The organism is Luteimonas endophytica, assembly GCF_029887875.1.
In the GTDB taxonomy this organism is placed as follows: Bacteria; Pseudomonadota; Gammaproteobacteria; order Xanthomonadales; family Xanthomonadaceae; genus Luteimonas; species Luteimonas endophytica.
Genome location: NZ_JARXRM010000008.1, coordinates 97,750 through 122,446 on the forward strand (window position 1 = coordinate 97,750; position 24,697 = coordinate 122,446).

Here is a 24,697-nt window from a genome sequence, read left to right on the forward strand (position 1 = left end):
GGCCTTTCGCTCGGATCACGACGGGCCCGTAGTATGCCGCAGCGCATCATCGGGTGCGGCGCAACCTTCTTCCCGTTGCGATGTCCAATCCAACTGCCGCCCAGCCCGGAGCCAACCGATGAACCTGCGCGATGCCCTGCGGATCTCCGCCGCGGAGGTTACCGATGAAACCGTCTATCGATCGCGGCGTCGGCTGCTGGCGGCCCTCGCCGGGGCCCCGGCCCTGGGCCTGGCCGGCTGCGCCGACGCCGAGCCGCCGCCACCGGCACGTCCGGTGCCCGGCGCCGCCGAGGTCGCCGCCGGCTTCGACACCGAGGAGCCGCTGACCCGCTTCCAGGACGCCAGCACCTACAACAACTTCTACGAGTTCGGCACCGGCAAGGCGGACCCGTCGCGCGCGGCGCGCACGCTGCGGCTCGAGCCCTGGAACGTGGCCGTCGGCGGCGAGTGCGAGCGCCCCGGAACCCTGCTGCTCGACGAGCTGCTTCGCGGCCTGCTGCCCGAGGAGCGCACCTACCGGCTGCGCTGCGTGGAGGGCTGGTCGATGGTGATCCCGTGGCTGGGGGTTCCGCTGGGCGCGGTGCTGCGGCGCTTCGCCCCGACCTCGAAGGCGAAGTACGTCGCCTTCGCCACCCTCGCCGATCGCGAGCAGATGCCGGGCATCCGCTACCGCTCGATCGACTGGCCCTACCGGGAGGGCCTGCGCATCGACGAGGCCATGCACCCGCTGGCCCTGCTCGCCACCGGCATGTACGGACGGCCGCTGCCGCAGCAGAACGGCGCGCCGCTGCGGCTGGTGGTGCCGTGGAAGTACGGCTTCAAGAGCATCAAGTCGATCGTCGCGATCGACTTCGTCGAAAGAATGCCGCCGACCGCCTGGAACGACCTGCAGCCGTCGGAGTACGGGTTCTTCTCCAACGTCAATCCGCAGGTGGACCACCCGCGCTGGAGCCAGAAGACCGAGCGCCGGATCGCCGGCAGCGCCGGCAAGCTGTTCGCCAACCGCATCGAAACCCGGATGTTCAACGGCTACGCCGACCAGGTCGGTTCGATGTACGCAGGCATGGACCTGGAAAAGTGGTTCTGAGCCCGAAGGGGTTCCTGGCGTCTGGGCGCGGCACGGCGACGCCGACCGGCAATCCCCTCCTCGTCGCCAAGGCCGCTGTCCACGCCCTCGCGCTGGCGCCGCTGGCGCTGCTCGCCTGGCAGTTCTGGCAGGTGTTCAGCGAGGCCGACATCGATGCGCTCGGCGCCGATCCCGTGGCCGAGATCGAGCACCGGCTCGGCATCTGGGCGCTGCGGCTGCTGCTGATCACCCTGGCGATCACCCCGCTGCGCCAGCTGAGCGGCCAGCCGCTGCTGCTGCGCTTCAGGCGCATGCTCGGCCTCTACGCGTTCGCCTATGCCAGCCTGCACTTCTCCGCCTGGCTGGTGCTGGACCTGCGCGGTTACTGGCTCACGCTGTTCGAGGAGATCGTCGAGCGGCCGTACATCACGGTGGGTTTCGCCGCCTGGCTGCTGCTGGTGCCGCTGGCGATCACCTCAACCCGCGGCTGGATGCGGCGGCTGGGGCGCAACTGGGGCCGCCTTCACAGGCTGGTGTATGCAGTCGCGGCGCTGGCGGTGCTGCACTTCTGGTGGATCGTGAAATCCGACGTCCGCGAACCGCTGCTGTACGCCTCGATCCTGGGCTTGCTGCTCGGCTGGCGGCTGTGGCGCAGGCTGCGTCGGACCAGGCGTCAGCCGCTGCCGTAGAGCAGCAGCAGGCTCAGCAGCGCCGCCAGCGCCAGCGCCGCCAGCAGCAGCCAGGGCAGGCGCCAGGCACGGCGAGCTTCGCTCCCGGCGCGTACCGGCGCCGGCGCGGCGGCGTCCGATCGCGCGACCGCATCGGCAATCGGCTCCTGTCCGGCGAAGGCGCGCACCGGCGCCTCCACCACGAAGCGGTGGTGCGAATCGAACACCACCTGGTCGCCCGGCAGCAGCACCGCGTCGCGCACCGATTCTCCGTTCACCACGCTGCCCTCGTCCGAACCGAGATCGCGCAGGAGCACGCAGCCCTCGCCCAGTTCGAGCCGCGCATGCCGCTCGGCGAAGGCGGCGTCGTCGATGCGGATGTCCGACTCGGCGGCGCGCCCCACGGTGCGGGGCCGCTCCAGGGTGAAACTGCGGCCGTGGTGCTGACCACCGACACCGCGCAACACCACCCTGGGATCCGGGTCCGGCTCGGGCGCCGGCGCGCCCGCCGGGGCCGCCTGCCGCCGCTCGCCGACCAGGCGCATCTCGATCCCGTCGACGTACACCGTGTCGCCGATGCGCAGCATCGCGAGCCTGCGGATCTCGCGGCCGTTGACGTGCACGCCGCGTTCTCCCTCGGCCACCGTCAGCCACACCCCGCGCCGGTCGACGCAGAAGCGCACCACCGCCGGCTGGCCGTTGCCGACCACGTCCAGTTCGCCGCGGCTACGCGCCCGTCCGATGCCGTGCATGCCCACGCCGAGCGGCAGGTCGGGCCGGGCGGCCGAGGTGAATCGCAGCTTCAGGACTTCCATCCGGCGGGAATCTAGCACGTCGACCCACTTGGACAGGCGCCCGCGCAGCGCCAGAATGGTCGTCCACACCCAGCGAGAACGCGCCATGGCCGGTATCGACATCCACCACCCCCACTCCCTGCCGATGCCGGAGGCGCGCGCACGGATCGAGGAGGTGGCCCGGAAGCTGTCGGAGCGCTTCGGGATGGAATACGCATGGGATGGCGACCAGCTCCGCTTCGAGCGCTCCGGAGTGAACGGCCGAATCGAGCTGGCGCCGGACGCGTTGCACGTCACCGCCAAGCTGGGGTTCCTGCTTTCGGCGATGCACGGTCCGATCGAGGGGGAGATCCGTCGGGTGCTGGAGGAAAAGTTCGCGGCCTGAGCGCTCAGGCCTGGCCGAACGGCTGCGGGTGCTCCTCGAACAGCCGCTGCATCGCGGCGCGCTCCTCCGCGCCGATCTCCCCCACGAAACCCTCGACCTCGCCCAGCTGATCGAACGCGGCGTATCCGCGCTCCAGAAAGCCCTGCAGTTCGTTCAATCCGGCCAGCCGCGCCGGGCCGCGCGAGAACGCCAGCAGCGCCGCCACCCCGCGCTGCCTCAGGGCGCGGCCGAAACCGCTGCCGACTTCCTCGATCATCGCGATCTGGTGCGCGCGCAGCCGCGGCAGGCCGACTTCGCGATAGGCGCGTCCATACAGGTCCTGGGTGAGGCGCCGGCCGCGCGGCGCCAGGTGCTGCAGGGCCGCGGCCATGCGCAGGTCCAGGGCCTGGCTGAGCGCCCCCAGCTCGATCGCCGAGGCGATGGTGTCGAGCAGCCGCGGTGGCAGCAGTTTCTGCATCATCGGGATCACCCGCACGATGTCGGCGTCGCGGCGGGCGAAGTCGTGGTCGCCGTAGACGTCCTGCAGGAAGAACCGGGCCGCGGCGCGGCGCCGTGGATCCTCGAGGAACCGCGCGAAGCTGCGCTCCAGCCGCTGCGCCTGCCAGCGCCGCAGCTCCGGCAGCCAGCGCAGCGCGTTGCGCGGGTCGGCCGGGTCATGCAAAGCCTGGTGCCAGCCGACCCGGCGCGACAGCCGCGCAATGACGTCGTGGTGGCGGGACATGACGCCATGATCGGCGCTGGCGCGGCGGCGGGGCAAGTCCGGCGCCGCGGTTACACTGGCCCGGTCCCACCGGATCCGACCGCATGCTCTCACTGCATCCCGCCCGGCGCAGGCCGAGCCGCCGCCGCCCGCCGCGCATCGGCCTGGCCGTCGCCGGCGGCGGCCCGCTCGGGGGCATGTACGAGCTGGGCGCGCTGCGCGCCCTCGACGAGGCGCTGGAAGGCTTCGATCCCACCGCGCTCGACTGCTACGTCGGCATCAGCAGCGGCGCGTTCCTCGCCGCGGGCCTGGCCAACCGCATCGACACCGGATCGATGTGCCGGATCCTCATCACCGGCGACAGCGACGACGTTCGCTTCCGCCCCGGTGTGTTCATGCGACCGGCGCTGCCGGAATACCTGCGCCGCGCCGCCGGCCTTCCGCGGCTGACCCTGCGATGGTGGCAGCGGCGGCTCGGCCTGGCCGCTGCGCGCCGCGGCAGCGACGCGGGGCTGGGCGGGATGCTGCCCACCGGGCTGTTCGACAACCGCGAACTGGAGCGTTTCCTGCGGGGGGTGCTGACCCGGCGCGGCCGCAGCAACGACTTCCGCCGGCTCGACGGCCGCCTGCACGTGGTCGCGGTGGACCTGGACAGCGGCGAATCGGTGCTGTTCGGCGGCGAGGGCTGGGACGACGTGCCGATCTCGGTGGCCGTGCAGGCCAGCGCGGCCCTGCCGGGACTCTACCCGCCGGTCGAGATCCGCGGCCGACACTTCGTCGACGGCGCACTGCGCCGCACCCTGCACGCCTCGGTGCTGCTGGAGCGCGGCGTCGACCTGCTGATCGGGATCAATCCGCTGGTGCCGTTCAACAGCGCGGCGGGCGGCGGCACCCGGGGCCGGCCCGACGACCCGCGGCGCCTCGCCGAACGCGGCCTGCCGGCGGTGCTGTCCCAGACCTTCCGCACCCTGCTGCAGTCGCGCATGGAGGTGGGGCTGGCGCGCTATGCGCGCCAATACCCTGCGGTGGACCAGATGGTGTTCGAGCCCGGCCCTGCGGATGGCGACCTGTTCTTCGCCAATGCCTTCAGCTTCTCGGCGCGGCAGCGGATCTGCGAACTGGCCTACCGCAACACCCTGGACGACCTGCGCCGGCGCGCCGGCGAGCTGGTACCGCTTCTGGCTGCGCACCGGCTCCGGCTGCGCATGGACGTGCTCGACGATCCCGGCCGCACCCTGCTCCACGGGCTGCAGGCGCCCGGCCCGCGCAGCACCGACACCACCGCACGCCTGCGCCACGCCCTGGACGATACCGAGCGCCTCCTCGCCGCGCGCGGTCCGGCTCGACGCCGTTCGCCGGTGGTGTGAATGCTCTAGACGCCGCCGTGATGCTCTGCTGCGTACCTTTCGCGGCAAACGGAGGCAACATGGCCAAGTTCAAGAAGACAGCGAAGAAGACCGGCGCCCGGCGCAGCAGCGCGTCGGCCGGCGCCGAACGGCAGGGCGAAGGCCTGTCGCGCAGCCTGAGCGAATCGGCGCAGCAGATCTGGCTGGCCGGGGTCGGTGCGTTCGGACGCGCCCAGGCCGAGGGCACCCGCCTGTTCGAGGCGCTGGTGCGCGAGGGTCAGACCGTCGAGGAGCACGCGCGCAGGTTCGCCGGTGGCCAGGCCGACGTGGTCCGCGATGCGGTCGAATCCCGGGTCGGCCAGGCTCGCCATCGTGCCACCGACACCTGGGACCGCCTGGAAAAGGTGTTCGAGGAACGCGTGCAGCGCGCATTGCTCGGCCTGGGCGTGCCCAACCGGGAGGACCTGACCGAACTGACCCGGCGCGTCGACGCGCTGACCGCGGAGCTGCGGCGACAGTCCAGCACCCCGGCCGCGCGCAAGGTAGCGGCCGCCCGGCCGGTGGCCAAGAAGGCCACGCGCAAGGCGGCCAAGCGGCCCGCCGCGACCACCCGCCCGCGCAAGCCCGCAGCCGGCTGATCCGCTCGGCCGTCCAGGCGACCCGGCCCCGCGGCGGGCATCACCGGCCGCCCCGCGCGCATCGCGGGAGCTGCCGGCGCGGATGGTCGTCGGGCCGCCCGGTGCTCGCGCGCTTAACCCGCCGCGCGATTCCGACTATCCTTCCTGCCCACCCGCGCCGGCGGGCATCGCAACAGGACAGGGGTGCTTGGCGTGAGTGCAGGTCTGCAATGGGCGGTGGTCGTGGCGGTCGTGCTGCTGCTGGGCGGTGCCGCCACGCTGTACATCCGCAAGGTGCTGCTGCGCCGCGACGAGACCGAGTCGGGCATCAGCGCCCTTTCCGGCACCTCCTGGCGCGAATTCATCCACCTGGTGCTGGAAGCTCTCGCGCGGCGCGGCTTCAACCGGGTGTTCGACCACGAGGTCGCCGCCGGAGACAAGGACTACACCCTCGAACGCGACGGCCGGCGCTGGCTGCTCTCGTGCAAGCACGGCAGCGCGTTCGTGCTCGGCAACGCCACGGTCAAGGAGCTCGCCAACGACGTGCGCCTGGCGAACGCCAGCGGCGGGTTCCTGTTCACCCAGGGGAAGATCTCCGACGAGGCGCGCCGGACCGCAGCGATGCACAACATCGAGCTGCTCGACGGCGCCACCCTGTGGCCGGAGTTGCGCGACCTGGTGCGCCCGGAGCAGCTGGCCGGCATCCGCGCCGCCGCCGCGCGTCGCGCCCGCCAGCGCACCATCCTGGCCTGGCTGCTGGCGGTGCTGGCCGGGATCGCCGTCTACCTGCTGCTGCCGCCCCGCGCGACCGGGCCGGCCGAGGCCGCCCCCGCAGCGGCACCCGCCGCGGCCAGGCCCGCGCCCGGCCAGGCCCCGGACCAGGTGGCCGCCCCCGCCGCGGATGCTACCGGGGCGCCCCAGGCTGGCCCGGCGCTGACAGCGGCGCAGCAGCGCGAGGCCGTGGTCAGCGCCATCGCCACCCTGCCGATGGTGGACCGGGCGTTCTGGGCCACCCAGTCCACCCTCGAGGTGGTGCTGCTGGACACACAGAGCGACGCGATGGCGGCGATCTGCCCGCTCGTCGAGCGTTATCCGGAGCTGGCGGCCTCGCGCGTCCAGCTCACCCCGCCGGCCGAGAGCGACGTGCCGGTCCGCTTCAGGCAGTGCCGCACGTACTGAGCGCGGCGCCGGCTGGGTCCGGCCCGGCCGGCGTGGGGGCCGCGGCTACCAGTGCACCCCGCGCATCAGCGCGGCGAACGCGATCTGTTCCTGGCTCGGCGCGACCTCCCTGGTGGACGGCTTGTCGCCGCGCGCGGCGGCCGAATCCGGGAACAGTTCGAAGGCCGTGTTCATGATCACCTCGTAGGCCTTCGGCGCCACCGCGTTGACCAGCGCCGCGAACACGCCCAGGCGGGTGGTGATGCGGCTGGGCCGTTCGATGATCGCCCTGACCAGCAGGTCGGCCGCCTCCTCCGGCGCCAGCGTCGGCACGCTCTCGTACATCCTGGTCGGCGCGATCATCGGCGTCCTCACCAGCGGCATGTTGACGGTGGTGAAGCTGATGCCCTTGCCGGACAGCTCGCCCTGGGCGCAGCGGCTGAACGCGTCCAGCGCGGCCTTGGAGGCCACGTAGGCCGAGAACCGCGGGGAGTTGGCCAGTACCCCGATCGAGCTGATGTTGATGATGTGGCCCTTGCGGCGCTTCGTCATCGACGGCATGAACCCCATGATCAGGCGCAGGCTGCCGAAATAGTTGAGCTGCATGGTGCGCTCGAAGTCGTGGAAGCGGTCGTAGCTGAGCTCGATCGAGCGCCGGATCGAGCGTCCGGCGTTGTTGACCAGGATGTCGACGTGGCCGTGCGCCTGCAGGATCTCCGCCACCAGCCGGTCGCAGTCGGCCAGGTCCGCCAGGTCCGCGGTATAGGCGTGCACCTTGCCGCCGGCGGCGCGCATCTCGTCGCGGGCGCGGTACAGCTCGTCCTTGCCGCGCGCGACGATCACCGTGACCGCGCCGGCCTCGGCGACCCGGCGCGCGGTCGACAGGCCGATGCCGGAGGAGCCGCCGGTGATCACCACCACCTTGTTGCGGACCTTGCCCTTGAGGGTGCGATCGACGAACAGGTCGGGATCCAGGTGGCGCTCCCAGTAGTCCCACAGCCGCCAGGCGTAGTCCTCCAGGCGCGGCACCGCGATGCCGCTGCCCTTGAGGGCGCGCTCGGCCTCGCGGCTGTCGAAGCGGGTGGGATAGGTGATGAACTTGAGCACGTCCTTCGGGATCCGGAAGTCGCGCAGCAGCATGCCCAGCATCCGCCGCACCGGCGGCAGGTTGCCGACCGCGGTGCGGATGCTCCCGGGGACGAACGCGAACATCCGCGCGTCGATGCGCATGGTCATCTCCGGCGCGTGCCCGGCGCGGCAGAAGGTGTTGAGCACCTCGCCCACACGCAGCGGCTCCGGGTCGGTGAGGTGGAAGGTGTGGCCGTCCAGGCGCGGCCGGTGGGCGATGTGGTCCATGGCGTCGGCCACGAAGTCCACCGGCACCAGGTTGATGCGCCCGCCTTCCAGCCCGAGCGTGGGCATCCACGGCGGCAGCGCCTGGCGCAGCTTCTTGATCATGGTGAAGAAGTAGTAGGGCCCGTCGATCTTGTCGATCTCGCCGGTCTGCGAGTGCCCGACCACCATGCCGGGGCGGTAGACCCGCCATTTCAGCCGGGTCTCCCCGCGCACGAGCCGCTCCGATTCGTGCTTGGTGCGCAGGTAGGGATCGTCCAGGCCTTCCGCCTCGTCGAACATGTCCTCGCGGAAGATCCCGGGATAGAGACCGGCGACGGCGATCGAGCTGGCATGGTGGAAGCATCCCGCCTCGAGCGCGGCCGCCAGTTCCAGCGCGTTGCGGGTGCCGTCGACGTTGGCTGCCTGCTGCGCCTCGAGGCCGGCGGTCAGGTCGTAGATCGCGGCCAGGTGGAAGAAGTGCTTCACCTTGCCGTTCAGGGCGCGTACCTGCGCGGCGGTCAGGCCGCAGCGCGGGCGGGTCATGTCGCCGTCGACGGGAACGACCCGTTTGGGGTCCCAGCCCATCTTCCCGGCGATCGCGTCGAACTTCTTGCGCGAATCCCTACGCACCAGCACGTGGATCGTGCCCTTGCGCCGCAGCAGGTTGGCGACCAGGAACCGGCCGATGAAGCCGGTCGCGCCGGTGACGAAGTAGCCCATGTCTTCCCTCCACGAACGTGCGTCCGCCCCGGCCCGGGGCCTCCCCGGTCCAGCATAGCCACCGTCGCCGGTGATGCCTAGGCGAGGCCGCGGACCGGCCCGGCGCTCCACCCAATCCCCCGCCGGCGACACGCGCCTGCAATACCCGCCGACTAGCGTGCCGTCGGGGGGCCGGTCTTCGTCCATCCAGACCAGCGAGGCAGCCAGGCAATGACCGAGCAGGACCGATCCGTCGCGTACGGTGACCGCGATTTCGACCACGAAGACAGCAACCGGTCCGGAAACACGCACTTCGCCGACGTGCTGCGCACCCGCATGGCGCGGCGCCGGCTGCTCCAGGGCGGGCTTGGCCTGGCCATGGGCGCCGGCCTGTTCGGTGCGGCGGCCGCGGCCGTACCGGACCCCACCCACGCCCGCAAGCCGCCACGGCGGCCGCGCGGGGAACCGTTGGGGTTCAGCGCGGTGCCGGTCGGCCGCGGCGCCGAGGTCGTGGTCCCGCCCGAGTACGCGGTCTCGGTGATCCTGCCCTGGGGCGAACCGATCACCGGGTCCTATCCACGCTACCTGGACGGCGGCCTCAACAGCGGCGCCGACCAGGAACAGCAGGTCGGCATGCACCACGACGGTATGCACTTCTTCCCGCTGCAGAAGGCGCCGCCGTTCAAGCAGGGCATGGGCCTGCTGGTGATGAACCACGAATACATCGACCAGGCCGCCCTGCATGCGGATGGCCCGGTCGACTCCGGCGGTAGGCGCGATCCCGGGCAGGTGCGCAAGGAGATCGCCGCCCATGGCGTGAGCGTGGTCGAGATCCGACGCCGTCGCGACACCTGGGAAACCGTGCGCGGGCGCTACAACCGCCGCATCACCGGCGCCACGCCGATGGAGATCGCGGGGCCGGCGCGCGGCCATCGCCTGCTGCGCACCGCCTACAGCCCGGAGGGCACCCGCACCCGCGGCACGCTCAACAACTGCGCCCACGGCCACACTCCGTGGCGGACCTACCTGACCTGCGAGGAGAACTGGGCCGGGTACTTCGTCAACCGCGGCGAGCGGCCGCGCGAGCACGCGCGCTACGGGGTGGCCACCAGCGCCGGCCGCTACGGCTGGGAAACCGTGGAGCCGCGCTTCGATGCCACCGCCCTGGGCGACGACCCGGCGCTGGACTACCGCAACGAGCCCAATCACTTCGGCTGGATCGTCGAAATCGACCCGTTCGATCCCGACAGCACCCCGGTCAAGCGCACCGCGTTGGGGCGGTTCGCCCACGAGGGACTGGTATTCGCACAGCCGCGCCCGGGTCAGCGGCTGGTCGCCTACATGGGCGACGACGCCCAGAACGAGTACGTCTACCGCTTCGTCAGCCGGGACAGCTACGTGCCGGGCAGCGCCAGCGGCGCACTGCTCGACCACGGCACGCTGTACGTCGCGCGCTTCGCCGACGACGGCAGCGGCGAATGGCGGCCGCTCGACATCGGCGACCCCGGCTTCGCCGCAGCCGCCGCGGCTGCGGGCGTGCGGTTCGAGGACCAGGCCGACGTGCTGGTCAACACCCGCCTGGCCGCCGACGTCGCCGGCGCCACGCCGATGGACCGGGCCGAATGGGGTGCGGTCGATCCGCGCACCGGCGAGGTCTACTTCACCCTCACCAACAATTCCAGCCGCTCCGCCGGCGATGTCGACGGCCCCAACCCGCGCGGCCCCAACGCCTACGGCCATGTCATCCGGTTCATGGAGCGCGGCGACTGGCTGCGCTTCGACTGGGACGTGTTCCTGCTCAGCGGTCCGGAACACGACAGCCTCGGTCCGGACGGCGCTCCGCTCGGCGTCGATGCCATCCACGCCAGCCCGGACGGGCTGTGGTTCGATGCCCATGGCCTGCTCTGGATCCAGACCGACATGAGCGGCAGCCAGCTCGGCAGCGGTCCGTTCGGCAACAACCAGATGCTGGTCGCCGACCCGGCCAGCGGCGCGATCAAGCGCTTCCTGGTGGGCCCGCCGGGTTGCGAGGTGACCGGTGTGGTCACCACCCCCGACAGCCGCACGATGTTCGTCAACATCCAGCACCCCGCCGAGTCCGGCGGCGGCGGCTGGCCCGGCGGCATGCTGAAGCCGCGCTCGGCGACCCTGGTGGTGACGCGCCGCGACGGCGGCGTGGTCGGCACCTGACACCCTTGGGGGGAGCGCCCGCGCATGGAGCGCGCGGGCGTTCCGGTGCCGTTGACCCCCCCGAACCCCCGTGCTATCACCTGCGCTCCCCGCCAGGAGCACACGCATGTCGGACCTCAAGCGCGATTTCGAGCAGGCCGCCAGGGACGTCAAGGGACTGACAGAACGCCCCGACAACGACACGCTGCTGCGGCTCTATGCGCTGTACAAGCAGGGTGCCGAAGGCGACGTCAGCGGCCCGAAACCGGGGTTCTTCGACTTCGTCGGCACCGCCAAGTACGAGGCCTGGGCGAAGCTGCAGGGCACCCCGCGGGACGAGGCGATGCGCAGATACGTGGAACTGGTGGCCAAGCTCACCGCCTGAGCCCGCGACCGTCCCGCAGATGGCGCGCGATACCCGCCAGCGCATCCTCGACCGCGCCCTCGCGATGTTCAACGCGCAGGGCGAACCGACGGTGACCACCAACCACATCGCCGACGAGCTGGAGATCAGCCCCGGCAACCTGTACTACCACTTCCGCAACAAGGACGACATCATCGAGCAGCTGTTCGCGCGCTTCGAGCAGCGCATGGACGACGCCCTGCCCGGGCCCGAGGACCGCCTGCCCGGACTCGAGGACATCTGGCTGCGGCTGCACCTGGTGTTCGAGTGCATCTGGGACTACCGCTTCCTCTACCGCGACCTGCTCGAGATCCTCAGCCGCAACCGCCGCCTGCGGATCCGCTTCGCCCGGATCCTGCGCCGCGCCGACCAGCGCGCACGCGAGGTGATGCGCGGCCTGGCGCGGGCCGGAGTGATCCGGGGTTCGGCCGCCGAACTGGACGCGGCGAGCACCAACATCCTGGTGGTGGCGACGTTCTGGCTCGACTACGCCGCGGTGCGCGGCGGCAAGGACGAGCAGGCGGCGATCCGCGACGGCATCGTCCAGGTGCTGATGCTGATCGCGCCGTTCCTGCGCGACGCCGAACGCGTGCACCTGGACACCCTGACCCGCGCCTACCGCCGCTGAGCGGTTCGGCTGCGGGCGCCGCTGTCATCGGGACGTCACAGCATTGACACGCCGCCAACACGCCCGAGCGCTGCAATGGCGGTGCCGGATGCGCGTTTGCGCGCATCGAGCTCGTCGGGTCTCTCTCCCCCTGTCGAATTCCCCCCTTGCGCGGGCCTGCGGGCCCGCTTTTTTTTCCCGCCCCATGGCCCCCGAGTCAAACGGTCGGGCGCGCTGCCGGGCTCGGGAGCAAGGGTCGTCCGGCCCGGGGCATGCCCCCGGCTCGGTCGGCCATCCATCGCTGATCCGCCGCCGCGGGCCCGTGCCGCTATGCGCCCCGGTCCGGCCCGAGGCAAAAGCGGCCCCCGGCCGGCCGGGGCGCGGCGTCCTGCCGGAGCCATGCGCGCAAGCCCGTGCGCCCGGATGGGAGAAGAACTTCCCCCGGGGCTGGCCGGAAAACCGCGCCACCACGCGACATCGGCAGATCGCCCCGCTTCTGTCATCGTGATGTAACAAAAACATCATTTTATGGCGGCATTCCGCAGGCCACCCGGCCGCTTCCTCCCGGAGTTCCGTCAATGCAGATCAAGCGCACTCCCGCCCTCGTGTTGTCCACCGTCCTCGCGCTCGGCCTGGCCGCCTGCGGCGGCGACGGCGACGGTGCCCAGTCGGTGGGGCCCACCGCCGCGAGCGCGACCGGCGCCGATAGCGACGACCGCGTCGACGTGCAGATCACCGGCGCCGGCGCCACCTTCATCTATCCGCTGCTTTCGCGCTGGTCCGACGACTACTCGCGCGCCACCGGTGCGCGCATCAACTACCAGTCGATCGGCTCCGGCGGCGGCATCGCCCAGATCAAGGCCGGCACGGTCGACTTCGGCTCTTCCGACAAGCCGCTGACTCCCGAGGAACTGGCCGAGGCCGGCCTGGCCCAGTTCCCGTCCGCGATCGGCGGCGTGGTGCCGGTGGTCAACCTCGAGGGCGTCGAGCCCGGCCAGCTGCGCCTGACCGGTCCGCTGATCGCCGACATCTACCTCGGCAAGGTCACGGTCTGGAACGACCCGACGATCGCCGGGCTCAACCCGGATGTCGAGCTGCCCTCGACCAAGATCAACGTGGTGCACCGCTCGGACGGCTCCGGCACCACCTTCAACTGGGTCAACTACCTGTCCAAGGTCAGCCCGCAGTGGCAGGAGCAGGTGGGCGAAGGCACCTCGGTCAGCTGGCCGACCGGCGTGGGCGGCAAGGGCAACGAGGGCGTGGCCGCCTACGTCAAGCAGATCAAGGGCTCGATCGGCTACGTCGAGCTGGCGTACGCCACCCAGAACGGCATGTCCTACGCCTCGATGCAGAACGCCGACGGCCAGTGGGTACAGCCGAGCGCCGAGAGCTTCCAGGCGGCGGCTGCGAGCGCCGACTGGGCCAATTCGGAGGACTTCAGCCTGGTCATCACCAACGCGCCCGGCGCGGAATCGTGGCCGGTGGCCGCCACCAACTTCATCCTGATGTACAAGCAGCCGAAAAACCCCGAGCGCTCGCAGCAGACCCTCGATTTCTTCAAGTGGGCCCTGGAGAACGGCCAGGCCCAGGCCGACGAGCTGCACTTCGTGCCGCTGCCCGCACCGCTGGTGGAGCAGGTCGAGGCCTACTGGGCGGCCGAGATCCAGGGCTGAGCAAGGCTTGACGGCCCGCGCCGCGGTCGCCCCGGCGCGGACACCGCGTTCCACTTCCTGAGGTCCGCAGCGCACCGATGAACGCGACCACGCTCCCGCTCGACACGGCCACCCGCCGCGATGCCGCCGACAGCCGCGCCGACCGGGGCTTCCGCTGGCTGGTCACCGCCGCCGGCGTGTTCGTGCTGGTCTCGCTGGGCGCGGCGGCGCTGTCGATGCTGTGGGGCGGGCGTCTGGCGTTCGACAAGTTCGGCATCGGGTTCCTCTGGCGCGACGCCTGGAACCCCGTGCTGCAGGACTTCGGCGCGCTGGTGCCGATCTACGGCACCCTGGTCACCGCGCTGATCGCGATGGTGATCGCGGTGCCGATCAGCTTCGGCATCGCCATGTTCCTGACCGAGATCGCGCCGCGCTGGCTGCGCGGACCGGTAGGAGCGGCGATCGAACTGCTGGCAGGCATTCCGTCGATCATCTATGGCATGTGGGGCCTGTTCGTGCTGGTGCCGTTTCTTGGCCAGCACGTCTACCCCTGGGTCGACGCCAACTTCGGCGGGATCCCGCTGGTCGGCGCGCTGTTTTCCGGCCCACCGCTAGGCCTGGGCATGGGCACCGCCGGCCTGGTGCTGGCGATCATGGTGATCCCGTTCATCTCCTCGGTGATGCGCGAGGTGTTCCTCACCGTCCCCACCCGACTCAAGGAATCGGCCTACGCGCTCGGCGCCACCACCACCGAGGTGGTCTGGGACGTGGTGCTGCCCTACACCCGCTCGGCGGTCGTCGGCGGCGTGTTCCTGGGCCTGGGCCGCGCGCTGGGCGAGACCATGGCGGTGACCTTCGTGCTAGGCAATGCCCACCGGCTGACCGTATCGCTGCTGGAGCCGGGCAACTCGATCGCCGCGACCATCGCCAACGAGTTCGCCGAGGCCGATTCGCCGATGTACCTGTCCTCGCTGATCGCGCTCGGGTTCGTGCTGTTCCTGGTCACCTTCGTGGTGCTGGCCATCGCCCGGCTGATGCTGCGCCGGCTCAGCCGCCGGGAGGGCAACCTGTGAGCGCGGTCGCCCTCTACCGCAACCGCCGGATCAAGAACATCGCGGTGCAGATGCTGGCGGTGCTGGCCACGCTGTTCGGCCTGTTCTGGCTGGTGTGGATCATGTGGACCACGTTGAGCCGCGGCATCGCCTCGCTCAACCTCGCCCTGTTCACCGAGATGACCCCGCCGCCCGGCGCCAGCGGCGGCATGCTCAACGCGTTCTTCGGCAGCGCCGTGCTGAGCCTGCTGGGGGTCGCGTTCGGCGCGCCGATCGGCGTGCTGGCCGGCACCTTCCTGGCCGAGTACTCGCAGAAGAGCTGGATCGGCGAGACCGTGCGCTTCGTCAACGACATCCTGCTGTCGGCGCCCTCGATCGTGCTCGGGCTGTTCGTCTACACCATGGTGGTGGCGCAGATGGGGCACTTCTCCGCCCTCGCCGGCGGCATCGCCCTGGCCTTCATCGTGCTGCCGGTGGTGGTGCGCACCACCGACGAGATGTTGCGGCTGGTGCCGGCGCAGATGCGCGAGGCGGCGCTCTCGCTGGGGGTGCCGCAGTGGAAGGTGACCGTGCAGGTCCTGTACCGCGCCTCGTTGCCGGGCATCGTCACCGGCATCCTGCTGGCGCTGGCGCGGATCAGCGGCGAGACCGCACCGCTGCTGTTCACCGCGCTCAACAACCAGTACTGGAGCAGCAACCTGCTGGCGCCGATCGCCAACGTACCGGTGGTGATCTTCCAGTACGCCATGAGCCCGTACGAGAACTGGCATACGCTGGCGTGGGCCGGCGCCTTCATCCTGACCATGTTCGTGCTGCTGGTGAGCCTGGTGGCCCGCGCCATCGTCATGCGCAACCGCATCGTCCAGGACTGAACGCCGATGGACGCCACGGCCGAACATCGCACCCAGGCCCCCGCCCTTGCCGGCGCCCGCGCCCCGGCCGCCGCGAAGATCTCCATTCCTCCCGTTTCCCGGACCCCGGTCATGAACGACGCCCGTATCGATCCAGTCACGCCGGAGCGGGACTCCGCGAAGGCGCCGCCGCCGGCCAAGCTGTCGGCGCGCGGCCTGGACTTCTACTACGGCGATTTCCACGCCGTGAAGAACATCAACTTCGACATGCCCGAAAGGCGCGTGACCGCGTTGATCGGCCCGTCCGGCTGCGGCAAGTCCACCCTGCTGCGGGTCTTCAACCGGATCTACGCGCTGTACCCGAAGCAGGAGGCGCGCGGCGAGGTGCTGCTGGACGGCGAGAACGTCCTGGCGCCGAAGTACCCGATGAACCGCCTGCGCAGCAAGGTCGGCATGGTGTTCCAGAAGCCGGTGCCGTTCCCGATGACGATCTTCGAGAACGTGGCCTATGCCATCCGCCACCACGAGAAGCTGGCGAAGGCGCGGATGACCGAACGGGTGGAGCAGGCGCTGGTCCAGGCGGCGCTGTGGGACGAGGTGAAGGACAAGCTCGGCCAAAGCGCGCTGGGCCTGTCCGGCGGGCAGCAGCAGCGGTTGTGCATCGCCCGGGCCATCGCCCTGCGCCCGGAAGTGCTGCTGCTCGACGAGCCGACCTCGGCATTGGACCCGATCTCCACCAGCCGGATCGAACAGCTGATCGCGGAACTCAAGCAGGACTACACGATCGTCATCGTCACCCACAACATGCAGCAGGCCGCCCGCGTCTCCGACTACACCGCGTTCATGTACCTGGGCGACATGATCGAGCACGATGCCACCGAAACGATCTTCTCGAACCCCTCGAAACAGCAGACCGAGGACTACATCACGGGACGCTTCGGATGAAGCCGTGACTCGTGATTCGTGATTCGCACGAGCAGTATCGCGGCCCTCGAAGCACCCAGTTGCCAACCACAAATCACCGATCACCAATCACGGCCCTCCCATGACCCAGCCCCACGACCACATCGTCAAGAGCTACGACGAGGAACGCCAGCGGCTGCTGGGCGAGATCCTGCGCATGGGGGGGATGGCCGCCGCCCAGCTGCAGGCCGCGCTCGACGTGGTGGAGCGCCGCGACGACGCCGCCGCGGCGCGCATCATCGCAAACGACGAGGCGATCGACGCGCTCGAGAAGGAAGTCAGCCACGATGTGATGAAGCTGGCCCTGCGCGGGCCGATGGCGCGCGACTTGCGCGAGATCCTCGCCGCGCTGCGGATCGCCTCGGACATCGAGCGGATCGGCGACTACGCCGCCAACGTCGCCAAGCGCTCCACCGCGCTCAACCAGGCCCCGCCGTTGCCCCACACCCGCGGCCTCAACGTGCTCGGGCAGCTGGCGCTGGGGCTGGTACGCGACGTGCTGGACGCCTACCGCGGCAACGACGCCACCGCCGCGCAACGGGTCCGCGAACGCGATGCCGAACTGGATGCCCAGTACACCGGCCTGTTCCGCGAACTGCTGACCTACATGATGGAGGACGCACGGGTCATCACCCCCTGCACCCACCTCCTGTTCATGGCCAAGAACATCGAGCGGATCGGCGACCACGCCACCAACATCGCCGAGAACGTGTGGTTCCTGGTGCACGGCGACGACGCCCTGCCGCCGCGCGAGAAGCGCGACGAGACCAACACCGTGGCCCGCCCCGACCTGAACGAAAACTGACCGAAAACTCCAGCGGACAACGCGCGCACACCCGTAGGCGCGCGGCGGCGCGCCGGCCGCGGGTATGGTGCAGGCTGCCGCCCGAGCGGCCGCCGGCACCGGCCGCGGCGCGCGGGCGGAGCCGGTCCCCAGGTCGCCATCCCGGCGGGGTCGCCCGCCGCCACACCAGGAGTCACACGCCAATGTCCGAGTCCAACCGCAAGCCCGTGTCCCTCGCCGTCGGCGCCGCCCTGATCGGCGGTCTCGGCCTGTGCGCCCCGACGTTCGCCATGGACGACCTCGCCCAGGGTTATCTGGTCTCCGCGCAGGAAACCGGCGAAGCGGCGCAGGCCGCCGAAGCGGAGGCTTCCGCCGACAAGGCCGCAGAAGGCAACTGCGGAGCCGACGCCGAGAAGGCCGCCGAAGGCAGCTGCGGCGGCCATGCCGATGCCGCGGCCGAAGCCGACGATGCTGCCACCGACACCGGCGACAAGGCCGAGGCCGAAGGCAAGTGCGGCGAGGGCAAGTGCGGCGGCGCCGCCTGATCCGGGCAGCATGCGGGGCCTGTCCGCGCTGAAACCGGATGCGGCGGGCCTGGGCCTGCGGCGGGCCCTGCTGGGCCCGCTGCGGGACGCCGGACCGCACGACTTCGATTTCCTCGAGTGCGCGCCGGAGAACTGGATCGGCGTCGGCGGCGCCGCCGGCGAGGCGCTCGCCGAACTGTCGGACAGGCATCCGCTGCTGTGCCACGGGCTGTCGCTTTCGCTGGGCGGCACCGAACCGTTGGACGAGACCTTCCTGGGCCGGGTGCGGCGGTTCCTCGACCGCCATGGCGCGCTCTGCTACAGCGAGCACCTCAGCTACTGCAGCGACGACGGCCAGCTCTACGACCTCTTGCCGATTCCCTTCACCGAAGAGGCGGTGCATCACGTCGCCGCGCGCATCCGCCAGGCGCAGGACCTCCTCGGCCACAGGATCGCGGTCGAGAACGCCTCGTACTACGCCGCCCCGCATCGGGAAATGGGCGAGCTGGAGTTCACCCTTGCGGTGCTCGGCGAGGCGGATTGCGACCTGCTGCTGGACGTCAACAACGTCCACGTCAACGCCATCAACCACGGCTACGATGCCGAGGCCTACCTGGCGGCCCTGCCCGGCGAGCGCATCGCCTACGTCCACGTGGCCGGGCACTACGACGAGGCGGAAGACCTGAAGATCGACACCCACGGCGCGCCGGTCGTGGATGCGGTGTGGTCGCTGCTGGGCAGCGCGTACCGGCGCTTCGGGCCGCGCCCGACGCTGCTGGAGCGCGACTTCAATTTCCCGCCCTACGGCGAACTGCTCGAGGAGCTGGGAACGTTGCGGCGCATCCTGCGCGAACACGCCGCGGACCCCGGTTCGCGCCAGGCGCATGGCTGAGGCGCCGCCGCGGCTGCGCGCGCAGCAGTACGCGCTGACCCGGCACCTGCGCGATCCCGATGGAGCGTCCCCGCCGCCCGGCATCGAGGAGCGTCGCCTCGCGGTCTACCGGGAACTGCTGTTCAACAACCTCCGCGGGCTGCTCGCCTCGAATTTCCCGGTGATCGCGCGCACCCTCGGTGGCGAACGCTGGATCGCACTGGTCCGGGCGTTCCTGCGCGACCACCGCTGCCGCACCCCGCTGTTCCCGGAGCTCGGCCGCGAGTTCCTGCGCTACCTCGAGGGGGCGGACGGGCTGCCCGCGTTCCTTCCGGAACTGGCGCACTACGAATGGGCGGAGCTGGCCCTGCAGATCTCGGAAGCGTCGCTGGCCGACGCCGGCGCCGAGCCGCTGGACCGTGCCGATCCGCGCCCCGCCCTGCTCGATCGGGCGCCGGTTCTTTCACCGCTGGCCTGGCCGCTGGCCTACCGCTGGCCGGTGCACACGATCGGCCCGGAGTACCAGCCGCACGCGCCGCCTGAGGCGCCGACTCTGCTGATGCTGCGCCGCGAAGCCGATGGCCGGGTGCGCTTCTCGCGGCTCAGCCCGCTGGCCTGGCGCCTGGTCGAGCGCCTCCGGCGCTGCCCCGGCGCGAGCGGCCGCGCACAGCTGCTGGCGCTGGCGGCCGAGGCCGGCGCGTCCGATCCCGGTCCGTTCCTTGACGGCGGCGGCGCACTGCTGGCGCAGATGGCCGCGACCGGCGTGATCGCCGGCACCAGGGCGCCGCAGCCGGCGGCATGAACGCAGGCGGCGCGGTCGCTAGCGCGCGTCGGCGCCGAGCCACTTCCCGACCATGCGCCGCAGCGACCGGTCCAGCGACGGATCGTTGGCGACCTCCTGGATGTCCCGCCAGGCCAGCGCGTGCGATTCGTCGCTGACGGCGAACTGCTCGTGCGCGCCGGCACGGACCAGGTAGCGGACGTCGTAGTGCCAGTGCTCCGGCACGCCGCGGTGTTCCGGGATCCGGTGGCGGTCCAGATCGAGGATGCCGCCCTCCAGGCGCAGCTCGCGCAATCCGGTCTCCTCCTTCGCCTCGCGCAGCGCCACCCGGGCCAGATCGCGGTCGCCGTCGGCATGTCCACCGGGCTGCAGCCACAGCCCGAGCTTCCGGTGATGGGTCAACAGGGTGCGTCGGCCGTCGCCGCTGACCACCAGCGCCGAGGCGGTGAAGTGGCCGGCCGACCGTTCGCGTACGAACGGATCCGGGGCCTCGCCCGCGAGCGCGACGAATCGCGCAACCGCGGTGGCCTCCGCGGGCCAGCGCTCGGCATAGCGGGCGAAATCCTCGCGCAGGGCGGCGATGGCGTCGGTCTGGGTCATGCTGCGTTGCGTCATGAGCGGGAAGCGCAGCAGTCTAGCGCCCGGCGGCCCGGTGCGGCTTGTGATCCCCTGCGCGCTTTGGCAAGGTACGCCAGCCGCATCGCGCGGACATGCCAGACCAGGGGAACCACCACGTGCGCATCAGCCGTTCCGAGCCCGCCCACTGCCGGGGTCCGTTGACCCGCCCCTCCGCGCCCGCCGCGACGTGCGCATGACGGCAGCAGGCCGCGTGCTCGCGGCGCTCCTGGCGCTGGCCCCCGCCGCGGTGTCCGCGGCCCCGTCCTCCGCCCCCGGTCTCGACGAAACCATCAACAACGCGTTCGCCCCGGTCGCCGCCGCGGTGTCCTGGGTGGTGTTCCATCCGGTGCCGATCGGCTTCGGCGCCAGCCTGCCGTTCGTGGTGCTGTGGCTGCTGGTCGCCGCGCTCGGCTTCACCCTGTACTTCCGTTTCATCAACCTGCGCGGGTTCGCGCAGGGCTTTCGGCTGATCCGGGGCGATTTCTCGCGCCCGGACGACCCCGGCGAGGTCACCCACTTCCAGGCCCTGGCCACGGCGCTGTCGGGCACGGTCGGCCTGGGCAACATCGCCGGCGTCGCCATCGCCATCAGCATCGGCGGGCCGGGCGCCACCTTCTGGATGATCGTCGCCGGCCTGCTGGGCATGAGCTCCAAGTTCGCCGAGTGCACGCTCGGGGTGAAGTACCGCCGCATCAATGCCGACGGCACCGTCTCCGGCGGACCGATGTACTACCTCAGCCGCGGTCTGGCCGAACAGCGTCCCTCGCTGGCCGGGTTGGGCAAGGTCCTGGCGGTGGTGTTCTCGATCTGCTGCATCGGCGGCTCGCTCGGCGCCGGCAACATGTTCCAGTCCAACCAGAGCTTCCAGCAGATACTGCAGGTCAGCGGCGGCGCCGACAGCTGGCTGGCGGGCAAGGGATGGCTGTTCGGCCTGATCATGGCCGTGCTGGTGGCGGTCGTGATCATCGGCGGATTGAAGTCCATCGCCCGGGTGACCGGCAAGCTGGTGCCGGTGATGGCGATCTTCTACTTCGCCTGCGGCCTGTACATCATCGGCGCCGACATCGGCAATGTCGGGCCCGCCTTTCGCGCCATTTTCGACGGCGCGTTCACTCCCGAAGCGGGCTACGGCGGCTTCATCGGCGTGCTGATCCAGGGCTTCCGCCGCGCCGCGTTCTCCAACGAGGCCGGCGTCGGCTCGGCGGCGATCGCGCATTCGGCCTCGCGCACCAGCGAGCCGGCCTCGGAGGGGCTGGTGGCGCTGTGGGAGCCGTTCATCGACACCGTGGTGATCTGCACCATGACCGCCCTGGTGATCGTGATCACCGGCATGTACCAGGTCGAGGGCGTCGGCGACGGCGTGCAGCTGACCTCGATGGCCTACGCCTCGGTGCTGTCCTGGTTCCCGTACCTGCTGGCCGTGTCGGTACTGCTGTTCGCGTTCTCGACCATGCTGGCCTGGTCGTATTACGGCGAGAAGGCGGCCTGCTACCTGTTCGGCGAGTCGCGCGCCGTGGCGCTCGCCTACAAGCTGCTGTTCTGCGTGTTCGTGGTGATCGGCGCCTCCGCCAACCTGGGCGTGGTGATGGACTTCTCCGACGCGATGATCCTGGTGATGTCGGTGCCGAACCTGATCGGCGTGTACCTGCTGGCGCCGGTGGTGCGGCGCGAGGTGGAACACTACCTGCAACGGGTCCGCAGCGGAGAGATCCGCAACTACCGGCGCCAGCCGGTGGCGGGCTGACGCGTGGCCGCCGTCCCCTCGCGCGAACCCAGCCTGCTGCAGGCGCTGGCGCCGCTGCTGTTCCTGATCGCGGCGCTCGCCTGCGCGGTCTACCTGTACGCCGACAACGCCTCTTATGGCGCCAACCAGATCTCGCTGCTGCTGGCCGCCGGCATCGCGGCCCTGGTCGGCATCCGCAACGGCCAGCGCTGGCAGGAGATCCAGGACGCGCTTGTGCACGGCATCTCGGTGGCGGTGGTCCCGATCTTCATCCTGCTCGCGGTCGGTGCGCTGATCGGCACCTGGATCCTCAGCGGCACGGTACCGACGCTGATCGTGTACGGCGTGCAACTGCTGCACCCGGCCTATTTCTATCCCGCCGCCTGCCTGATCTGCGCGGTCGTGGCCCTGGCGATCGGCAGCTCCTGGACCGTGGCCGGCACCCTCGGCGTGGCGCTCATCGGCGTGGCGCAGGGGCTGGACATGTCGCTGCCGATCACCGCCGGCGCGATCATCTCCGGGGCCTATTTCGGCGACAAGATGTCGCCGCTGTCGGACACCACCAACATCGCCCCGGCCGCAGCCGGCAGCGAGCTGTTCGCGCACATCCGCCACATGACCTGGACCACCGGGCCGAGCATCCTGATCGCGCTGGTGCTGTTCGGGTTGGTCGGCCTGGGCGGCGGCGGCCGCGGCGACGGCAGCGTGGCGCTGGGCGACCTGCCGGTGGTGCTGGGCGCGCAGTTCGACCTCGGCTGGCATCTGCTGATCCCGATGGCGGTGGTGTTCGCGCTGGCGATCCTGCGGTTCCCGGCATACCCGACCATTCTGATCGGCGCCCTGCTCGGCGCGCTGTTCGCGGTGGCGTTCCAGCCGGCCCTGGTGATCGCGCTGGCCGACGATGCCGACCTGTCGCGGCCGATGGCGCTGCTGTCGGGCGCCTGGATCGCGCTGTTCGACGGCTACCGGGCCGAGACCGGCAATGCAGCGGTCGACGACCTGCTCAGCCGCGGCGGCATGAGCAGCATGCTCAATACGGTGTGGCTGATCGTCTGCGCGATGGGCTTCGGCGCGGTGATGGAGAAGACCGGGCTGCTGGAGCGGATGATCCGCAGCGTGCTCAAGGCCGCCAGGTCGACCGGCTCGCTGATCGCGGCGACCCTGGCCACCGCGATGGGCGCGAATGCGGTCGCCGCCGACCAGTACATGGCGATCGTGCTGACCGGCCGGCTGTTCCAGCCCGAGTACCGCCGCCGCGGGCTGGCGCCGGTGAACCTCTCCCGCGCGCTCGAGGACGCCGGCACGATCACCTCGCCGCTGGTGCCCTGGAACACCTGCGGCGCCTACATGGCCGCGACCCTGGGCGTGGCCACGTTCGACTACCTGCCCTACGCGTTCTTCAACCTGGCCAGCCCGCTGGTGGCGCTGGTGCTGGCCTACGCGGGATACAAGATCCTGCGGCTGCCGCCGCAGGACGATGCCGCCGGCGCGGCCCCGGCCCCGGCCGTCGCGGCGACCACGCGCGACTGACCCTTTCCGATCCACGCAAGCACTCCGGATTTCCTATGGACAAGACCTCGATCCACGGCATGTGGTCCTCGCGCCTGATGTTCATCCTCGCCGCGACCGGCTCGGCGGTCGGGCTGGGCAACATCTGGCGCTTCCCGTACATGACCTCGGACAACGGCGGCGGTGCCTTCGTGCTGGTCTACCTGGGCTGCATCCTGCTGGTCGGCCTGCCGATCCTGATGGCCGAGATCCTGATCGGCCGCCACGGCCGGGTCAGCCCGATCAACACCCTGCGCGGCCTGGCGCGCGACAGCGGGGTGAGCCGCCACTGGGTGGCGATCGGCTGGATCGGCATCGTCGCCGGCATCCTGATCCTGAGCTTCTACAGCGTGGTCGCCGGCTGGACCCTGCACTACACCTTCCTCTACCTCAAGCAGCTGGCCGGCGGCGCGGCCATTACCGACCCCGGCGCGACCTTCGCGGCGCTGCTCGGCGATCCGCTGGAACTGACCTTCTGGCATGCGCTGTTCATGCTGCTCACCGTGGCCGTGGTGGCGCTCGGCGTGGAGAAGGGGCTGGAGCGCGCGGTCCGGTTCCTGATGCCGGCGCTGTTCGTGCTGCTGCTGATGCTGGTGGTGTACGGGATGACCACCGGCTTCATGGGCCAGGCGGCGGCATTCCTGTTCAAGCCCGACTGGTCGGTGATCAGCGGCGGCACGTTTCTCAGCGCCATGGGCCAGGCGTTCTTCACCCTCAGCCTGGGCATGTGCACGATGATGACCTACGGCGCCTACCTGCCCCGCGAGGGGGTCTCGATCGGGCGCGTCGGCATCGCGGTGGCGCTCACCGACACCAGCGTCGCGCTGCTGGCCGGGCTGGCGATCTTCCCGGTGGTGCTCTCGTTCGGGATCGATCCGGCCGGGGGCGGGCCCGGGCTGATCTTCACCTCGCTGCCGCTGGCGTTCGAGTCGATGCCGTTCGGGATCGTCTACGGGCTGGCGTTCTTCGGCCTGCTGGCTGTGGCCGCGTGGACCTCGTCGATCTCGCTGCTGGAGCCGGCTACCGCGTTCCTGGTCGAGAAGTACGGCGTCGCCAGCCGGAAACGGGCCGCGCTCGGCATCGCCGGACTGTCGTGGTTGCTGGGCCTGCTGTCGGTGCTGTCGCTGAACCTGTGGTCCGAGGCGCGCATCCTCGACCGCGACATCATGACCTTCATCGAGTTCATCGCCAACGATCTGATGCTGCCGCTGGGCGGCCTGCTGATCGCGCTGTTCGCCGGCTGGGCGCTCAACCGCACGATCCTGCGCGAGCAGCTTTCGGACATGCCGGAGGCCCTGTTCACCGCGTGGCGCTGGCTGATGCGGGTGGTCGCGCCGGCGCTGGTGTTGATCGTGCTGGCGCGGGCGGTGCTCTGAGAGGAGC

At 70.8% G+C, this 24,697-nt stretch carries 24 protein-coding genes; 20 read left to right on the forward strand and 4 right to left on the reverse strand.

Annotated elements, in window-relative coordinates; genetic code table 11:
• The first annotated feature begins 118 nt into the window (after positions 1-118).
• Both msrP and msrQ read left to right on the forward strand, forming a co-directional pair.
• Positions 119-1,087 (forward strand): protein-methionine-sulfoxide reductase catalytic subunit MsrP, encoded by a 969-nt coding sequence (gene msrP, locus QFW77_RS00650; RefSeq protein WP_280572206.1) that lies wholly within the window; start codon positions 119-121, stop codon positions 1,085-1,087.
• A gap of 14 nt (positions 1,088-1,101) precedes the next feature.
• On the forward strand, positions 1,102-1,755 hold the full coding sequence (msrQ, locus tag QFW77_RS00655; RefSeq protein ID WP_280572391.1) for a protein-methionine-sulfoxide reductase heme-binding subunit MsrQ: 654 nt from the start codon (positions 1,102-1,104) through the stop codon (positions 1,753-1,755).
• On the opposite strand, the gene QFW77_RS00660 is transcribed toward msrQ, so the two are convergent.
• A complete protein-coding gene (locus tag QFW77_RS00660) occupies positions 1,740-2,549 on the reverse strand; it encodes an FHA domain-containing protein (protein ID WP_280572392.1) in 810 nt (269 codons plus the stop codon). The two genes, msrQ and QFW77_RS00660, sit on opposite strands and share 16 nt — an antisense overlap.
• An 85-nt stretch (positions 2,550-2,634) precedes the next feature.
• Here QFW77_RS00660 and QFW77_RS00665 point away from each other — a divergent pair, with 85 nt between their 5' ends.
• Positions 2,635-2,913: a polyhydroxyalkanoic acid system family protein gene (locus QFW77_RS00665; RefSeq protein WP_280572207.1), complete on the forward strand. Its 279-nt coding sequence runs from the start codon at positions 2,635-2,637 to the stop codon at positions 2,911-2,913.
• 4 nt (positions 2,914-2,917) lie between these two features.
• Here the strand turns inward: QFW77_RS00665 and QFW77_RS00670 are convergent, their stop codons facing one another.
• On the reverse strand, positions 2,918-3,634 hold the full coding sequence (locus tag QFW77_RS00670) for a DUF8198 family protein (protein ID WP_280572209.1): 717 nt from the start codon (positions 3,632-3,634) through the stop codon (positions 2,918-2,920).
• Between the two features lie 83 nt (positions 3,635-3,717).
• On the opposite strand from QFW77_RS00670, the gene QFW77_RS00675 reads away from it, so the two are divergent.
• The 3 genes from QFW77_RS00675 (at position 3,718) to QFW77_RS00685 (ending at position 6,755) form a co-directional block, all read left to right on the forward strand.
• A complete protein-coding gene (locus QFW77_RS00675; protein ID WP_280572210.1) occupies positions 3,718-4,980 on the forward strand; it encodes a patatin-like phospholipase family protein in 1,263 nt (420 codons plus the stop codon).
• A gap of 59 nt (positions 4,981-5,039) precedes the next feature.
• Positions 5,040-5,597, forward strand: coding sequence for a phasin family protein (locus QFW77_RS00680; RefSeq protein WP_280572211.1), 558 nt, complete (start codon positions 5,040-5,042; stop codon positions 5,595-5,597).
• 192 nt (positions 5,598-5,789) lie between these two features.
• Entirely contained in the window at positions 5,790-6,755 is a 966-nt protein-coding gene (locus QFW77_RS00685) for a restriction endonuclease (protein WP_280572212.1), read from the forward strand.
• A 45-nt stretch (positions 6,756-6,800) separates the two neighbouring features.
• Here the strand turns inward: QFW77_RS00685 and QFW77_RS00690 are convergent, their stop codons facing one another.
• A complete protein-coding gene (locus tag QFW77_RS00690) occupies positions 6,801-8,789 on the reverse strand; it encodes an SDR family oxidoreductase (protein WP_280572213.1) in 1,989 nt (662 codons plus the stop codon).
• Between the two features lie 210 nt (positions 8,790-8,999).
• On the opposite strand from QFW77_RS00690, the gene QFW77_RS00695 reads away from it, so the two are divergent.
• The 11 genes from QFW77_RS00695 to QFW77_RS00745 all read left to right on the forward strand — a co-directional run bounded on the left by QFW77_RS00695 (position 9,000) and on the right by QFW77_RS00745 (position 19,446).
• Entirely contained in the window at positions 9,000-10,958 is a 1,959-nt protein-coding gene (locus QFW77_RS00695) for a PhoX family protein (protein ID WP_280572214.1), read from the forward strand.
• A 106-nt stretch (positions 10,959-11,064) separates the two neighbouring features.
• Positions 11,065-11,322, forward strand: a complete 258-nt coding sequence (locus QFW77_RS00700) for an acyl-CoA-binding protein (protein WP_280572215.1) — start codon at positions 11,065-11,067, stop codon at positions 11,320-11,322.
• Between the two features lie 19 nt (positions 11,323-11,341).
• A complete protein-coding gene (locus tag QFW77_RS00705; protein WP_280572216.1) occupies positions 11,342-11,968 on the forward strand; it encodes a TetR/AcrR family transcriptional regulator in 627 nt (208 codons plus the stop codon).
• 557 nt (positions 11,969-12,525) lie between these two features.
• Entirely contained in the window at positions 12,526-13,620 is a 1,095-nt protein-coding gene (gene pstS / locus QFW77_RS00710) for a phosphate ABC transporter substrate-binding protein PstS (protein WP_280572217.1), read from the forward strand.
• A 77-nt stretch (positions 13,621-13,697) separates the two neighbouring features.
• Positions 13,698-14,672: a phosphate ABC transporter permease subunit PstC gene (pstC, locus tag QFW77_RS00715; RefSeq protein WP_280572218.1), complete on the forward strand. Its 975-nt coding sequence runs from the start codon at positions 13,698-13,700 to the stop codon at positions 14,670-14,672.
• Positions 14,673-14,722: 50 nt separating this feature from the next.
• Positions 14,723-15,523, forward strand: coding sequence for a phosphate ABC transporter permease PstA (pstA, locus tag QFW77_RS00720; protein WP_280572393.1), 801 nt, complete (start codon positions 14,723-14,725; stop codon positions 15,521-15,523).
• 111 nt (positions 15,524-15,634) lie between these two features.
• Entirely contained in the window at positions 15,635-16,447 is an 813-nt protein-coding gene (gene pstB / locus QFW77_RS00725) for a phosphate ABC transporter ATP-binding protein PstB (protein WP_280572219.1), read from the forward strand.
• A 100-nt stretch (positions 16,448-16,547) separates the two neighbouring features.
• On the forward strand, positions 16,548-17,270 hold the full coding sequence (gene phoU / locus QFW77_RS00730; protein ID WP_280572221.1) for a phosphate signaling complex protein PhoU: 723 nt from the start codon (positions 16,548-16,550) through the stop codon (positions 17,268-17,270).
• Between the two features lie 182 nt (positions 17,271-17,452).
• Positions 17,453-17,794 (forward strand): HvfA family oxazolone/thioamide-modified RiPP metallophore, encoded by a 342-nt coding sequence (locus tag QFW77_RS00735; protein ID WP_280572223.1) that lies wholly within the window; start codon positions 17,453-17,455, stop codon positions 17,792-17,794.
• A gap of 10 nt (positions 17,795-17,804) precedes the next feature.
• A complete protein-coding gene (locus QFW77_RS00740) occupies positions 17,805-18,665 on the forward strand; it encodes an HvfB family MNIO-type RiPP peptide maturase (protein ID WP_280572225.1) in 861 nt (286 codons plus the stop codon).
• Complete coding sequence (locus QFW77_RS00745) at positions 18,658-19,446, forward strand: HvfC family RiPP maturation protein (protein ID WP_280572227.1); 789 nt, start codon at positions 18,658-18,660, stop codon at positions 19,444-19,446. The genes QFW77_RS00740 and QFW77_RS00745 overlap by 8 nt, the downstream gene beginning before the upstream one ends.
• Positions 19,447-19,464: 18 nt before the next feature.
• On the opposite strand, the gene QFW77_RS00750 is transcribed toward QFW77_RS00745, so the two are convergent.
• Positions 19,465-20,025 carry an NUDIX hydrolase gene (locus QFW77_RS00750; protein ID WP_280572228.1) on the reverse strand — a complete coding sequence of 187 codons (561 nt, stop codon included), beginning with the start codon at positions 20,023-20,025 and terminating at the stop codon, positions 19,465-19,467.
• Positions 20,026-20,236: 211 nt separating this feature from the next.
• Between QFW77_RS00750 and QFW77_RS00755 the strand changes: the two genes are divergently transcribed.
• From QFW77_RS00755 to QFW77_RS00765, 3 genes are read left to right on the forward strand one after another with little or no spacing between them, the layout of a single operon-like run.
• A complete protein-coding gene (locus QFW77_RS00755; protein ID WP_280572231.1) occupies positions 20,237-21,787 on the forward strand; it encodes an alanine/glycine:cation symporter family protein in 1,551 nt (516 codons plus the stop codon).
• A gap of 3 nt (positions 21,788-21,790) precedes the next feature.
• Positions 21,791-23,296, forward strand: coding sequence for a Na+/H+ antiporter NhaC (gene nhaC, locus QFW77_RS00760; RefSeq protein ID WP_280572232.1), 1,506 nt, complete (start codon positions 21,791-21,793; stop codon positions 23,294-23,296).
• Positions 23,297-23,331: 35 nt separating this feature from the next.
• Positions 23,332-24,690, forward strand: coding sequence for a sodium-dependent transporter (locus tag QFW77_RS00765; RefSeq protein ID WP_280572233.1), 1,359 nt, complete (start codon positions 23,332-23,334; stop codon positions 24,688-24,690).
• Positions 24,691-24,697: the final 7 nt, after the last annotated feature.

Bases quoted from the DNA above. Each gene is read 5' to 3' on its own strand.
- msrP (WP_280572206.1), top strand. From the start codon at position 119: ATGAACCTGCGCGATGCCCTGCGGATCTCCGCCGCGGAGGTTACCGAT.
- QFW77_RS00660 (WP_280572392.1), bottom strand. From the start codon at position 2,549: ATGGAAGTCCTGAAGCTGCGATTCACCTCGGCCGCCCGGCCCGACCTG.
- QFW77_RS00665 (WP_280572207.1), top strand. From the start codon at position 2,635: ATGGCCGGTATCGACATCCACCACCCCCACTCCCTGCCGATGCCGGAG.
- QFW77_RS00670 (WP_280572209.1), bottom strand. From the start codon at position 3,634: ATGTCCCGCCACCACGACGTCATTGCGCGGCTGTCGCGCCGGGTCGGC.
- QFW77_RS00675 (WP_280572210.1), top strand. From the start codon at position 3,718: ATGCTCTCACTGCATCCCGCCCGGCGCAGGCCGAGCCGCCGCCGCCCG.
- QFW77_RS00680 (WP_280572211.1), top strand. From the start codon at position 5,040: ATGGCCAAGTTCAAGAAGACAGCGAAGAAGACCGGCGCCCGGCGCAGC.
- QFW77_RS00690 (WP_280572213.1), bottom strand. From the start codon at position 8,789: ATGGGCTACTTCGTCACCGGCGCGACCGGCTTCATCGGCCGGTTCCTG.
- QFW77_RS00695 (WP_280572214.1), top strand. From the start codon at position 9,000: ATGACCGAGCAGGACCGATCCGTCGCGTACGGTGACCGCGATTTCGAC.
- QFW77_RS00700 (WP_280572215.1), top strand. From the start codon at position 11,065: ATGTCGGACCTCAAGCGCGATTTCGAGCAGGCCGCCAGGGACGTCAAG.
- QFW77_RS00705 (WP_280572216.1), top strand. From the start codon at position 11,342: ATGGCGCGCGATACCCGCCAGCGCATCCTCGACCGCGCCCTCGCGATG.
- pstS (WP_280572217.1), top strand. From the start codon at position 12,526: ATGCAGATCAAGCGCACTCCCGCCCTCGTGTTGTCCACCGTCCTCGCG.
- pstC (WP_280572218.1), top strand. From the start codon at position 13,698: ATGAACGCGACCACGCTCCCGCTCGACACGGCCACCCGCCGCGATGCC.
- pstA (WP_280572393.1), top strand. From the start codon at position 14,723: ATGCTGGCGGTGCTGGCCACGCTGTTCGGCCTGTTCTGGCTGGTGTGG.
- pstB (WP_280572219.1), top strand. From the start codon at position 15,635: ATGAACGACGCCCGTATCGATCCAGTCACGCCGGAGCGGGACTCCGCG.
- phoU (WP_280572221.1), top strand. From the start codon at position 16,548: ATGACCCAGCCCCACGACCACATCGTCAAGAGCTACGACGAGGAACGC.
- QFW77_RS00735 (WP_280572223.1), top strand. From the start codon at position 17,453: ATGTCCGAGTCCAACCGCAAGCCCGTGTCCCTCGCCGTCGGCGCCGCC.
- QFW77_RS00740 (WP_280572225.1), top strand. From the start codon at position 17,805: ATGCGGGGCCTGTCCGCGCTGAAACCGGATGCGGCGGGCCTGGGCCTG.
- QFW77_RS00745 (WP_280572227.1), top strand. From the start codon at position 18,658: ATGGCTGAGGCGCCGCCGCGGCTGCGCGCGCAGCAGTACGCGCTGACC.
- QFW77_RS00750 (WP_280572228.1), bottom strand. From the start codon at position 20,025: ATGACCCAGACCGACGCCATCGCCGCCCTGCGCGAGGATTTCGCCCGC.
- QFW77_RS00755 (WP_280572231.1), top strand. From the start codon at position 20,237: ATGACGGCAGCAGGCCGCGTGCTCGCGGCGCTCCTGGCGCTGGCCCCC.
- QFW77_RS00765 (WP_280572233.1), top strand. From the start codon at position 23,332: ATGGACAAGACCTCGATCCACGGCATGTGGTCCTCGCGCCTGATGTTC.